Here is a 15952-nt window from a genome sequence, read left to right on the forward strand (position 1 = left end):
ATTGGGGTTATCTCATTAGGGTGAAGTGACCCATGAACTCGCGTTCATCGTTTCCTTCTAATTTTATTACATACCAGTAATCTCCTGTAGGTAACTCCTGGCCTTTATAACGACCATCCCATTTTTCACCTACACGTATCTCAGCTACCATTCTACCATAACGATCGTAAATTCTTGTTCGTATTTCAGGGAATCCTTCATCATTGTCTGGCCCCCAGGTATCATTATAGCTATCTCCATCCGGAGTGAAATAATCTGGTATATCAATATCGATAAATTCTTTTTCTACTACAATTTCATGACTACATCCTAGGGCATCGGTTACTACTACGGTAATCTGCTTGATTTCTGCACCCGAAGCGTCTGTGTAACCAGGATCCGAACTACTTAAATAGTAGGTGTTATCACTGCCCTGATACTTATCATTAAAGTAATATGAATACGGTGGTACTCCGCCCGATGCATTTACTTCAATCAAGTTCATTGTATTTGGATCTGAAGTATCTACCACTGTTACCGGATCAATTTCATTGATGGTAAAGCGTTGATCGTCCGGAATCATTTGTTGACAACCTTCGTAGAAGATCGTAATAAACTGATCTGCTCCCGGTGCCAGATTCTCTACAATACCTGCATCTCCATCTACATAATCGAACATAGTCGCGTCATTGATATCCGTTGAGTTCAATGCATATAATACATCATTCACCGTAATCTCTGTGGTAACAAGCGTTACGCGAATTCTATTGGTCGCTGAATTATCTACACATTCTTCGATCACCTCTACTTGTGCGGTTAAATCCGGACCTTCAGGAATCATGAATGGTAATACTTGCTCACAACCATTGCTATCCACAACAGTAATCTGGTAATTCACATCACCACTCAATGAACTGAATAGTATATCTGAGTCATCAGGGACGTTGGTTTGCGTTTCTACTACATCTCCTGTATCTACATTCGTTAAGATCGCTGTGTACGGTGCAATTCCACCACTTACATGGGCCTGGTAGTAACCATTACTCTCACCATAACAGATCAGGGCTGGTTTGTCAACCTCAACAATCTCAACAAGATTAGGTTGTCCAACGGTGATTGGCTCTGTTTCGAAATAACAACTCCAGGAATCGTCGATGATGATACTATAGGTTCCAACTGGAAGATCACTAAATGTTCCGTTATCCTGAGGCTCTGATAATTCTCCTGTATCGTGATTCTTTAATACAAAGAACCAACCTTCAGGACCCGTACCTCCTGTAACATTTACTGCTCTAACTTCCCCTGTATTTGTATCAAAACAAAGTACATCTGTTTTCTCAATCTCAGCCTGAATAAATTCCGGTCTTACCAACGTTACCTGATCGGTAATTTCACAACCACCATCATCAATTACTGAGATATCATAGGTTCCTTCACCGAGACCGATAAAAACAAATCCATTAACATCTGTTGCTGTTTCAGTATATCCGGTCAGATTATTTACGATGGTTATATCATATGGTGCATATCCGCCATCAGGATTCACATAAATCTCACCCTTGTCATTTGTACATGTCACATTAGCCACCTCTTCAGATACGACTGAAAGCGGAGCTAAAGATTGTGAAATATTGAACGATGTCGGGTTCATCAAACAATTCTGGTTATTATCGGTTAGAATCGCTGAAGCTGTATACGTACCTGCCGGAAGACCATTCACTACAATTGAATTGCCCGTGCTGGTACCACTGAAGCTTATAGAAGCATCATTTATGTTCACAATGCTATAGCTAAAGCTACCTGACTGATCTCCATCCGCCAAATATGTATCAACAACCGTAAGTTCTACACTTCCTGAAGGGGTATCATAACAAGCTACTCTGCTTTCTTGTCTGGCTGTTAATGCGAAAGTGTTTGGTTCTAACACATTATGAACAGTATTCACCTCACATCCAGTATCTGTGTTTAATACGGTTATATAATATCCGCCTTTAACCAGATCAAAGAAGGTATAAGAAGTCGTATTCTGAATTCCTGAGTCATGTACTACATTTCCACTGGAGTCTTCTATGATGTATTGCAAGTTAGGCGTAGCTGTAGCTGGCGTAACGGTAACATCGACACGGATACTTTCTCCGGTATCACAAGTTACTGCTGTTTCTACCGTTACCACAGGATCAGAAATACCTGTAAACGGATCTATAACAGCATCAATACTATCCATACATCCATTGCTGTCATATACATTAACAGTTATAGTACCTCCGTTAAGGTCTGTATAGATCAACTGCGGATTGCTTCCATCTTGAAGTACGGTACCATTTTGAATAAATTCAAATCGCGTATAGGTACCACTACCTCCGGTAATCTGAGCCGTATCAACTTCAATCAATGCATACTCGGTAATGTTCCCCACTGTACACAAGAATTGAGATACATTTACATCTGTGATATCAACAGGATCCGGTTCGGTGATTACCTGATCTTCACTAACCACACAGCTATTCGCTGCAGTTGCCGTTATGGTATAGATCGTTCCGGTAGTTGTTCCGGTTAATCCATCAAATATTGCGGTATAGCCTGTTGAAGAAGTAGGAGCTATGGTTGCTGCACTTCCATCAACCGCGGTGATTTCGAAGATGAATGGTCCGATACCAGTGTCGATCGCTCGAACGTGGATGGTTCCATCACTACCTCCCGCACAGGTTACGTCATCTACATAGGTAATCTCCATTTCCGGCTCTAATCGTTCCGGAACAGTTACCGTTTTACTCACTGAACAGTTACCGTTCAAGTCGTATACAGTAACGATATAATCACCTGCTACATCAGCACCATTCCAGGTAGCTCCCGCAGGATCAAGACTTGTTCTTGTAAGTCCTGAAGGACCTGTAATTTCATATTCATAAGATCCCGAACCTGATATATCGCTGATAGTGATTTCAGCATTACCTGCAGGATCCGGAGTTTCACAATCTAATAGTTCAGTTACCTGAGCATTGAAATCAAGTGGAATGATTTCAATATTGTTATTGGCTGTATCACCACAATTATTAGCATCTAATATTTGTATGTCGTAACTGCCAGCTGTTAATCCGGTAATTACATATTGATTGTTGGTGTCGAAAGTTATATTTCTGATCGCCCCGTTTACACTTAGATTATAAGGAGCAATACCCGCCTGATCTAATGTAACGGTAATATCGTATCCACCTGCAGGATCACAATTATCGGTAACCGATAGTGAGATCTGCGGTGTAGGATCGGTTCCGATAGTAGCGGTACCCGTAACCTCACAGCCTAAGGCAGAGGTAACCGTCACATCATAGGTGCCTGCATCCAATCCTGTAAAGATTCCATCAGTGTTCGTTTGAACGACAGCACCTCCCTGACTCAACTCATAGGTATATGGAGGATCAGTTTCAGTTGCAGGATCGAGGTTTACTGTTATTGTACCATCGCTACCCACGCAAGTTACATTGGTAGTTTCAATGGTGTCAATAATTGGGATCACAGGATCATTAAGAATCACTTCGATCGTTTCGATACATCCGGTATCAAGATCTTCTACCGTAAAGGTATAAGTGCCTGCCTGGTCTAATCCGCTAAACACATTGTTATTTCCATTATCGACTGTAGTTGCATCAGGTAGCTCAACACTGTAATTAAAGTTTCCTGAGCCACCAGCCGGGGTAATCGTTATCTGACCTCCCACCGGAGCCTCACAAGATATTTGTTTATCTATGTTATAGCTTAGCGTAAAGGCATCATATAATGTTACCGGTGCGGTCAGCGTTGTTTGACAACTCCACTGATCATTGATCTCAGCAGTATATTCTCCGGCACCAAGTCCTGTAAATACAGCACTCATTCCGGTTTGCGGAGCTCCGTAAGGCACCCCGTCTTTTATAAGTTGAATGGTATAATTACTTCCTTGTCCGCCAAGAATATTATTAACCGTGATCTCACCGTTGTTACCATCACAATTTGCATTGCTGGCAATAATATCGGCCGTAATAGGTTGTGGGTCTTCCAATACTTCTGTACCAAGATCAACATAACAACCATTGGCATCCATTACATAGATGTAGTAAGTACCTGGTGTTAATCCTTCCCATCGTGCCTGACCTGCAGTATATAAAGTTGCATCTGTTGGATCTGCAATGTTGGTAGTGGATACGTAATAGCTATAGTCTCCCCAACCACCAGTGGCAGTGATTTCGATAACGCCATCATTACCTAAACAGGTAATATCAGTTACGATAGCGGTAGCCGTTAATTCCGCCTCAGGTCCGAGGATATTAAATGTATCAGTTACTGAACACTCAGGAACTCCCGTTAAAGTAGCCGTTACTGTGTATTCACCCTCAGGCAAACTATTAACCTGAGCATTGATTCCGGAACTGGTTCCTGAAGCAGTGAAGCCTGGATCCGTAATGCCGGTTATGGTGTAGGTAAATTGTCCAGCTTGATCTCCATTAGATGTATCGGTATCGACAATTGTAATGTCTACAACACCTGTAGTCGTATTAAAGCAATCTACATCGCTTACGATATCAATATCAAGATCGAAAGTATCCGGATCTCTTAACTGGGTGGTGGTTTCTATAAAGCAACCTGTGTCGTCATTAGTTACTCTGATCACATAATTACCTACACCCACGCCTGTAAATGTTTCCTGATCATTCGTTGAAACAATAGGATTCACAGCCGCCGTAGCTACACTCATATCCGTTGCATTAAACAACTCATAAGTAAGATTGGCAGTGCCGGTAGATGGATTCAATGTAACATCTACAACGATCTGTCCATCAGTCGTACAAGTTGGATCAGTTGGCGTTGCTGTAATCGAATCTAATTCTATAAATGGTGCTATGGTCGCATTGGTATTAGCAGGACAATTGTTTTGATCATACACATTGATAGTGAAATTACCACCTGCAGGATCAGACCATACCAATTCATTGCTTGGTCCTTTTTGAACAACCGTACTAGTAGCATCATTAATGAACTCGTAGATATAACTTCCAGTACCTCCGGTTACACCCGTAACGACAATTCTTGCCGTGTTTACGGTGTTTCCTGCAGTACAGGCAAAGTCAGTTACCGTAGCGGCTAAGCCGGTGATTTCTGTAGGTTGGGTAATAATTTGAGATACCACTGCAGAACAATCATTAACCGTTGAGGTCACTGTAATTGTATATTCAATATCCGGCGCAAATCCTCCGGCTAAATTGCTAAAAGTGGCACTGTATCCCGGAGTCGTGTTATCTGCTGGAATTGGTGTAACAACTGATCCGTCAGAAGCACTTGTAATTTCAAAGGTATAAGGCCCGTAGCCATTGTCGTTTACACCCACGGTAATTGATCCGTCAGCCACACCGAAGCAAGTAGCATCGGTATATGAGTCAATATACGGGTCAGGTTCTACCAATGGTGGTACTGTAACTGTGGTCATCACGGAACATCCTGTCACCGTATCATTGATGGTGATAGTATAAATTCCTTCTACATTAGCATTGGTTATGGTAAGTGGGTTCGCTGTTAAAGTAACACCACTAACATCTATAAACCCAGCAGGACCGTCAATACTATAAGTAATATTAGAAGGGGTTGCTGAAGAACCTCCATTAACTTCGATTTGGATTTCAGCATCTTCATCACCAACCTGACAATCGAGTCCTTCCATTAATTGAGCATTAAGCTCCAGTGGAGGATAGATGTCAAAGTTAGCGGTAGTTAAACATCCATTCGAATCTCTAACAGTTACACTCTGATTTAATCCTGAATTTAATCCTGTTAATTGATAGGTTCCTGATGCAAATGATGCACTTTGGAAAACCCCTCCATTAAGACTTATACTATATGGAGGTATGCCAGCTGTTGTTAAATTAACATCAACGGCAAAACTTCCTTCGTTCACACAGTCATCGACTACAATCGCAGAAATAATTGGTGAAGGATCTAAAATTATCGTAACATCTAATACATCAGTACATCCGTTACTATCTTTAACCCAAACATCCCATTCGGTATTTACGGCCGGATCTAATTCTGATGTAGCATTTGTGATATAGTCTGTAACCGTTGGTGCTACCCCATTTTCAACAAAAGCATATTCATAAGGACCGGTTCCGCCAGATCCTCTAACGGTTACAAAAGCACCATCATTACAGTTGGCATTTGTTTGATCAATTAAACTTATATCAACCGGAGTTGGTTCCGTAATTCTAAATGTTTCTGTTACCGTACATTGCAATCCATCAACTTCCTCAATTAACAACACATAATCGCCCGGAGGAAGATTTCCAACGGTAACATCACTCGTTGGACCTGGTTGCGGTATTGATGGGATATTACCTTCATACGCCGCACCTAAGGAGGTGTTGGTAACACTGTTAAGAATTGTATATTTTAATTCTGTTGTTGTTGCATCGTACTGATCAACCGAAAAGGTCACAGTTCCATCATCTGCAGCAGTACACAATACATCAGTAGTAGAAAGTGTTAAGGTCATGCTTGAAATTGAAGGTATGTCAACCTCAACGTAACTTATACAACCATTTACATTATCTGTTGCCTTAAATATATAGGTCAATCCAGGAATTAAGCCATTAAATACAGCATATTCTTCATCTACCGTAGATCCTGCATATTCACTATCTGGAGTAACAAGAGGTGATGAACCATAAATTTCAAAATCATAATCTCCCGAACCTGTTGAGGCCAATAGTGTAACGGAACCACCTGTTACACAATCAGGAGCTGTTACATTCGCTTCTAGTGTTAAGAAAGGATCTGCAATTACATTTATGGAACCTTCTTCACCGGCGCAACCATTTGCATCTACAATTTGAACATAATAAAATCCATAATCGATATTACTAAAAGTATAACTTTTAGAAGAAGTTGTCACCTGGTCGATCTGTGTATGGCTGCTATCAAATAAGGTATAAGTAAAGTCAGCAACCCCACCAGAAGTAATGGTTGCCGTAACGCTTCCGGGGTCTACACCTGTCCCATTACAAGTCACATCTGTTTTGGTTAATGTTGCCTCAATAGGATCTACAGGGTCTATTGTTACATCATCGGTATAGGTACAACCATTTGCATCCTGTACTATGTAACTGTAAGTGCCAGCTGCTAACCCAGAATATGTTGTTTGATTTGAGAACCCTAACCCATTAAAATTAACCTGATATGGAGGGGTTCCAAAACTGTTATTAATGTTAATATTAACAACACCATCATCATTTCCACTACAGCTAATAGGGGTAACATTGTGTGTTGCTTGTGGTGCAGAAATAGGTTCTATGGTAATTACACCTGTTTCAGCGGTACAACCTTGACTATCCGTAATTTGAAATTGATATGTAGTAGTTACCGCCGGATTCGGGAATGTATAAACAAAAGAGGTGTTCCCTGCTCCAACCGCTGTGGTTGTTCCTGAATAACCTGAACCATTAATGTTTACATCATAAACATAGTCAGGATTTCCCCCACTAATGTTCACAGTGATTTCTCCATCAGCATTCACACTACAGTCTAGTCCTTTAGTTAAAATCGCATTCGCTGATAACTGACTTTCGATGGTCACTGATTTGGTTACATCACAACCAAAACCATCTCTAACGGTAATATTATAAGTTCCAGGGGTTAAACCTGTATACTGATGGTGGGTATCATCAACATTAGTAGGCACAAATGGACCTCCATTCAAGCTTACTGAATAATTTCCATTTCCGCTAGTAATTTCGATATCGATGGTACCGTCATTATTACCACTATAGCATAACGTTGGATCGAAAGTAAAATCAACCAACTCTGGTTCGTCTACTGCGATTGGAGCAGGCGTTGAAGCAGTACATCCAGGATTATCCACATCCCGTACAGTAATCGTATAATTACCCGCTGTAGTCACAGTAAATGTATTGTCAGATAGGAAAGTAGTTCCATCTATACTGAACTCATAATTTCCAGAACCTCCGGTTGCGGTTGCTGTAATCACAGCCGTATTCCCATTATTACAAGTCATTTCAGTAGTTACCTCAGCAGCTACCGTAAGTGCAGCTGATTCTGAAATAGTCTGTGTCAGGGTAATCGAACAAGCGCTATCGCTTGGATCTGTAATGATAATTTCATAGTCTCCGGCAGCCAATCCGTTAATAGTAACAGAAGGATTTGTTTCTGTCGTTCCACTGGCTACTGTAGATCCTCCGGTAGTTTCAATTACCTGGTAATCATATCCTGCAGCAGGATCAAAGTTATCTACATTGAAGGTGATACTTCCATCAACACCACCATTACAAGTTACATGTGAAACTGCAGTGATATCGGCTGCTAAAGCCTCTCCAGGTTGAACACTAACCGGCACTGTAGTTGTACATTCACTACCATAATCAACTGTAATCACATAACTTCCGGCAGCTACATCTGTAAATAAATTGGAAGCCTGAGGTGTTCCGGCACCTAATTGATAGGTATAGGTCGGATCGTTTGGTAATACCGTAATTGTCCCAGTACCATCACAGCTATAATCAACTGTTGCCGTTAAACTTGGTACTGGCGGTAATGGATCTATCGTATGTGTTAATGTAATAAAACAATCTGTTGCAGCAGCGTCTCTTACTCTTATGGTATGAGTACCATCCTGTAAACCTGCAAAAACATTATTGCTATCCCACGCACTTCCGTTTAAGCTATATTCAAAGCTTCCGCTACCGCCTGTTGCATTAACTGTTATTGCGGCATCGTTAACACAAGTATAAGGAGTAGCATCTATAGTTGCATTAATTTCAGCTGGTTCCGTGATCGTAATGGTTCCGACATCGGTACATCCATTGTTATCAGTAACCGTAACATTATAATCACCTGCCGGCAGGTTAACGAATTGACCTGTAGTATTAGTAATGTCGATGCCATCAGCTGTATTTTCAATCTGATAGGTATATGGTGCTGTTCCTCCACTGCCTGTTAACGTAATGGTTCCATTCGTACCATCAAAACAGGTAACATCGGTATGATTTTCAGTAAAATCAACGGCATTGTCTTGTGTAATGGTAACCTGGGTGGTTGCCTCACAGTATACTGGATTTCCGTTATTATCTCTTACATAAACAGTATAGGTACCTGGGGTTGATACTGCAAATGTATTTCCGGATTGGAAATTCGTGCCGTCGATACTATACACATAATTTCCATCGCCACCAGCAGCCGTAATTATTATATCAGTACTTGCTGTAGCTCCACACGCTGGTAATATTCCTGCGGTAGCAGTAACTGTTAATTCTTCATCAATAGTAATTTGCTCCTGATCCGTACAATTAAGCGCATCTCTCACGGTTACTGTATAAGTTCCCGGTGCAACACTAAATGTATTTGAACTATCAAATGCACCTCCATTAAGGCTGTATTCGTATGGAGCGGTTCCATTACTTGCATTTGCTGTAATGGTTACATTGGAAGAACCATCGTAACAACCACTATCGCTAAGTGTTAATGTTGGTGGGGTAGCAGGTTCCAGGCTAAAGGTATCTGTAATTGTACATCCTCCGGCATCTGTTACTGCCACTGTATAAGTTCCTGTTTGGGTTAGACCGGTAAACACATTTGTTGATTGAGGTCCGGCTGTAGTTCCGTCAGGATACGTTAGGGTATATTCATAACCACCCCATCCATCGGCCGCTGTAACTGTCACACTACCGGAAGGAGTTGCCGAACAACTCATCGGGGTAACATCCAGGCTCATTGTTAAGGTTGCAGGCGGCCCTTCAATCGTTACTGAAGCATCAGCAGTACAGCCATTTCCATCAGTTACTTCAACATTATAAGTTCCCGGAGCCAGATTATCCAAATTGATTGTTCCGCTTGTTTGACCACTTGCGGTTGGTGTACCGTTCACACTGTAACTGTATGGTGGAATAAAATCATTCACGGTTATTACTGCCGACCCATTATTCGATCCAAAACAGTCTACATTACTTTGTGAAGTTGCAGAAAGCGTCAGCGTTTCATTTATGGTAACATCTATAGGTGTACCCTGACAACTCGAAGCATCTTTAACATTAACCGTATAAGTACCAGGTGTTAAATTGGTAAAGGTATATGTGTTAGGGGTAGTGGCATCTGCATTGAACCAGGTGGTACCTCCATCGATACTAAACTGGTAGTCTCCATTTCCATTGGTTACGGTTACCACGATCTCCCCGTTAGTTCCATCATAACATACGGTTGGAACCGCAGTAAATTCAACAGGGTTTGGATCTTCGAGGGTAATCGTATTTAAAGCATTCGCCTGACATCCGTTGGCATCTCTTACATAAATGGTATAAGTCCCAGCAGTAATGTTTTCAAAAACATTATTTGACTGCCAAACCAGTGGTGTTCCGGCACCGTCGTCAAGAGCATATTCATACGCCGGTGTACCCCCATCTGCGGTTGCAACGATTGTTGCACCAGGGGTCGTATCACAAGTTATATCTTTCGTAACATCAGCAGTAACGGTAAGCATTGTCGGCTCGGTAATGGTAGCCGTAATTGGCTCAGTTACACAAGCCTCATCACGTAAATCTCTCACAATAACTTCCACATCACCCGCAGGCAAGTTTTCGATAACTATAGGAGAAGAAAATTGCGGAGCAGACCAGGTCGTTCCACCATCCGTGCTATATACGAAACCTGTTGAAGCATCAAAATTGGTTACTTCGAAGGTTGCACTACCATCATTTCCACCAAAACAAGAAACGTCATCAGTTCCGATAAGTTGAGCCTGAATCCCTTGTGCTTCTTCAACGTCAATGACAATCTCACCAAACTGGGTACAAATAATTGGAGTCTGGTATACTTTTAATCCGTCAATAGCGATATCGTTTCCAGAGAATACCGTAGAGTAACTACGTATTCTAAAGGTAAGGTTGGTAGCGTCTACTGAAGGTAACGTAAGTTTTAGATGATGCCATTGTTCGTCATTATTGATAGAGCCAGTATCGTCATAACTCACTACATTACCTGATGCATCCACCAATTCTACTCTAATATTTGGATCTGCCTGATTAGATGAAGAATAAAGGATATTGTAAAGACTAATATCTACCTCAACATCGAGACCTGGAATAATATCAAAAATTTCCTTTTCATAGATAGCTCCTCCTTCACCTGCGGTTCCACCGATATTTACTGCTAAATAACGGCCGTCGGTTACTCCTTGAGCATCTGTTGGGCTGTACCATTGCTGACCTCCAAGCACTTGTAAATCTGAGGTAACAACATATTCTCCATCATCCAACATATTATCTGAATCTCCATCGACATTATCATTTTCCTGTCCCATTTGGGATTCATAAATATAGTCTTGGTTTACATTATCGTTAGTAGTATTTCCACCAACGCCAAAGTCTTCTGCCAACAGGATTCCCGGTGTTGGCATATCAGGGGTTACATTTTCGTAATATACCGTAACGGTATGTTGTCCGGGAGCTAAATTATCAAAGACATTACTGTCCTGTGGTATACCACCATTCAGACTGTACTGATATTCATAAACCAGGTCCGGATCGGTTACTGAAGGGTTGATGGTTACCGTTCCTGTTCCGCTACAATCGTATACCGTATCGTAATCTAAAGCTGGTATTTCGGTAGCGTCATTAACGTCTACAAACATTTCATGTAAACAATCGTTCGCATCTCTGATGTACACATAGCCATCGCTCGCCATGGTACCTACGTTATTACCGCTCCAGGTATTACCTCCATCAAAACTGTACTGATAAGGAGGAGTCCCTCCACTGGCATTGGTAATACGCACTTCAGATACGTTATCTTCAGGATTACAGGAAACATCAGATGACACCCCGGCAAAAGCCACTAGAGCGGCATCCGGTTGTGTGATCGTAAAGTTCCTTCTGAACGTACAGGTTGCATTCCCTTGTTGCAGGGTAATGGTAACATCCAATAAGTAGTCACCAGCAATAAGGTTAGGATAGGTTCCATCAACATTTTCTCCAAGAAGGGTATAAGTGCCATCTTCATTTTCTATATACAGCGCTATACTCGAATCTTTAATATCATCTTCGTGAACGAAATCTACGGAAACCGAACCATCATTCCCACCGTAACAAGAAACGTTTTCGGTAGAAAGGCTGAACTGGTAAGCAGGGTCAAGCTCAACTAATGCTGAATTTGATAAAGCATAGTTTCCTGAATCATCTTTCATTACAAAGACATAGTACCCTTGTTCCTGCACAGGCACTTCAAATACACGTGCTTGAGAACCTCCGGTACCATCACTTTCTTCATTCGAAAACTCTGAATCAGGTATTTCACTAAAATCATCATATAGTGCTTCCCCATTGATACTCCAGATTGCAAATCGATAAGGAGAATCACCTCCACCTCTGTGTACCTGTACTTTAGCACGGTTACAATCCTTCGTTTCGTATACTTTTCTAGCCTCGAAATAAAGTGGGTTATTATCGGAAATAGTTATACTCTCGGTATAAGAACAACCTGAATCGGTTGTAATTTCAAGGTTATAGGTTCCTGTATTAAGTCCGGTAAAAGTATAGTTATTATCAGTTGTCGGCCCATAAGTTGTAGTAAGGCCGTTTCCATCGGTTAAGTTATAGGTATAAATTGGTCCGTCTCCGGCTCCTGTTATACTAATAGTACCCAGAGATTGAGAGTTATAATCTGTAGAACTCGTCTGAACGTTATTTAATCCTGTATAGGCTTTGAAATAATAGGTTTTAAAACATCCTCCATCGGTGGTAAGTACCAAGCGGTATTCACCAGCTGCAGCAACTGTAAAATCATTTGATGTAGAAACCGTTGTCCAGCAAGAACTATTGGTATTCGGGCAATTGAATGAGCCTGCAGAGCAACTTCCACTGAGGGTTTGCCAATGAATGCTCTGTATATCTTGAAATTCAGTTTGAATGGTTTTACTAGTAGTTCCTCCGCAAAGTAAAATGTTCGGCATATCGGAACCATCATTCACACATTCCGATACAGCATCTGCATAAGCAAGGATAGGGTTCGTAAGACTGTTAAAAGATCGCATATGAACCGTTTCTTTATAACTCACGGTAGTACCATTACAATCTTTTGTTTTCACCACTTCATAGGTTCCAATATTGTTTACTGTAATCGTTTGGGTATTCCCTACAAAAGATCCGTTTTGTGTCCACTGATAGGTATCAAATCCATCACCGGCAGAAATAGAGGTATCACCACATAATATCTCTGTTCTTTCTGTTGAAACCGCTGTAGGATTCAGCGTAAAAACGGATGGAGCAGGGGTAGTAGCCCCAACACTTGGGTAACTACCTTCTTGCAGTCCATTATAATTTGAAATCGCCTGATTACTGAATGCTGTTGTACAAGCATCTCTGTAAAGTTCTATATCACTTGCAACCTGAACGGTAATATTAACCTCACCAACTTCATCAGCTGCCAGGTTACCCACATTTATGGTAACTGTTCTGGTATTGGCATCGTAAGAGGTAATTCCCGGAGCGTCATTACTAACATAAGTCAGGTTGTCTGGCAGAACGTCAGTAATTATATAATTAGAGATCGTTGCTGCAGATGAATTGTGGTAATTCAGGGAATATACAAGCTGTTGCCCTGGATTTACATTCGTATTTAATGTATTACCACTGGTATCTTCAATTAGTTTAACTAATTCAATTTCGTTCGCAAATGAAGCAGTTTCAAAAAGTCCCTTATCCGACGAAGCTTTGGATTCAAACACTTCTTCCACAACGGACGCTTTGGTCTCTTCAATAAAAGTGAATAATTTTTCAACATTCTCATAAAGCACCTTTTCGGCTGAATTTCCCGAGTACATATATATGAAGAACCCGGAAAAAAGGAGCGTTATTAGAATATTAGAGTAGTTTTTTTTCATGATTGCTGGGGCTAATTGAGTTTTTTGAGTCTTTTGAGTTTGTTATGTTTTTACATGCATGATCCACAAATCAAAAGCATGTTCTTTATTCTTATTTTGGTTGTATAAAGCTTTTGCACTTTGCCATGTTGTATCCGCATTCAGGTACACATAGCTATAATTGTTATTAGGGTTAATAAAATATCGGGCGTCAATACCCATCGATTTCAACTGATCAATAAACTTTGATGCATTATTTTGATCTGAAAACACATTTGCGATCAGGTAATACCCTTTCTGCATTTTATCATCTAACATTTTTTGCATACCCGCATTTCCTCTGAATCCGGAAAAACTGGTTGCATTTAAACGTTCGATATCTTCTTTTGTACATTCCAGAAGCCCGGCATTGGTCCATCCATCTCTTGCCCCACCATATTTACCGGATTCATACCCATTTACTCGTTCTCTCATCACCCACGTATCATTATTGTATTGTCCGTTCAAGCCATTATTAGAAGCCACTGCTGCTTCACCCCAATTTCTATATTCATCGAGGTACACATAGTGTAATCCATTTTTAGAAAAAGTTTTCGCATTAATTCCCTGCGAACGCATTTCATTCATAAAACCATCCAGGTTTTTCTGTTCTTTAAAAACATTTGCGATTACCAAATATCTACTGTTCTTGTTGTTCTTGTTATAACTTTTTCTTACAGGAGCTTTGCTCGCGGCATTATTAGTTCCAGCTATATTATTATCTTCTTTCATAGTCACCACAGGTTTCGTGTCATTCGCGACAGCAATAGCTGTTTCCGGCTGATCTTCGATGCCCATTTCATCTTTCAACTGAGCAACCTGTTGTTGTGTCTGTGGGTTTTGTTGTGCTTTTTCAGCTAACTCACCCATATATTTTTCTACATACTGACGTTTCCTGTCTTCGCTTGCCATTATTTTCTTTTCCAGGGTAGTATCTCTACTTCGCATAATAGCATCCTGTTCTTTTTCAATTAATGATGCAATAGCCATTTCATCGTTTTTATAAACAATGATTGTATCATTTTCAACTACCACCGTATCACCTTCTTCCAGTTCCTGACTTTCAGTTAATGCGGCAAGTTTTTCCTCTAATTCTGCATCTTCATCTTCCTCATTTTGAACCATGTCATCCGTTAAGTGTGGTTGGAAAGAATAGGCAAAATTAATTTCGTGAGTAGATCCAAAGTTAGAAATCGGATTCTTCAAACCTTTTTCATATACGTATCCAATCGAGATTCGGTTTGAAATATTAAACCCAACTCCGACACTTCCTCCATAGTAATCGTCGTAACCTGTTTGAAACCAACCCGCTGGAAGATCTAGAATAAAACTTGCAGATGGTGAAATATTTTCGTCGCCTCTTTTTCGTGCGCGTGTAAGAACACTGTAACGGCCATTTTTCATCAAACCGGTTCCGTTAGCAATATTTCTGGTATACATTAAATGTCCGGAGAAGGTTTTTTCTCCAAATTCGGTAAGTGCATCACCTGTATCCAAATTGAAATCAACCAGGTTTTCTGCATAAACACCAAAATCTAAATTACCAATTGATATATTGATTCCGGGTTGTACTGAAATTAATGAGTTACCACTCAGTTCTTGAATAATAGGATCTACATCTACAGTTTGGGCTTCACTTTGATCAAAGCCACTATTATAATATGATAAGTTAACCCCCATGTGCATGTTTACAGTTTCGCTTAGACGAACCCCATAGGTGTAATTCCCCATCAATCCGAAATTAGATATCACTCCGAATTTTTGATGATATACACTCAACCCAAGTCCCATTCGGTCGTTAATTCTCCCTGAATAACTCCCTAAGTAGGTTTTATTACTATTATCCCATTCATTACGATGGTATAGGTTAAAATATGACTTGGTCTCTTTCACAGTTGAAAAAGTTGGGTTGATTAAAAATCTATTAAACTTTAACATGTTTTGCGACGGTATATCAATAGAGATATACGGATCTTCTTCCTGTGCATTTACAAAATGCAGACCGAGAAACATCATTACAATGCCGAGAAGGAGGGGGGATCGTCGCAT

At 40.6% G+C, this 15952-nt stretch carries 2 protein-coding genes; both read right to left on the bottom strand.

Annotation, left to right across the window (positions count from 1 at the left end; all coding sequences use genetic code 11):
- Positions 1-7 precede the first annotated feature (7 nt).
- A complete protein-coding gene (locus BM361_RS02140) occupies positions 8-13885 on the bottom strand; it encodes a T9SS type B sorting domain-containing protein (RefSeq protein WP_083425835.1) in 13878 nt (4625 codons plus the stop codon).
- Positions 13886-13927: 42 nt separating this feature from the next.
- Positions 13928-15952, bottom strand: a complete 2025-nt coding sequence (locus BM361_RS02145) for a PorP/SprF family type IX secretion system membrane protein (protein ID WP_083425836.1) — start codon at positions 15950-15952, stop codon at positions 13928-13930.

This window comes from Zhouia amylolytica (assembly GCF_900116365.1).
GTDB classification, from domain to species: Bacteria; Bacteroidota; Bacteroidia; order Flavobacteriales; family Flavobacteriaceae; genus Zhouia; species Zhouia amylolytica.

What these genes read in the sequence shown, in the direction of transcription:
- BM361_RS02140 (WP_083425835.1), bottom strand. Translation starts at nt 13,885, where the DNA reads ATGAAAAAAAACTACTCTAATATTCTAATAACGCTCCTTTTTTCCGGG.
- BM361_RS02145 (WP_083425836.1), bottom strand. Translation starts at nt 15,952, where the DNA reads ATGCGACGATCCCCCCTCCTTCTCGGCATTGTAATGATGTTTCTCGGT.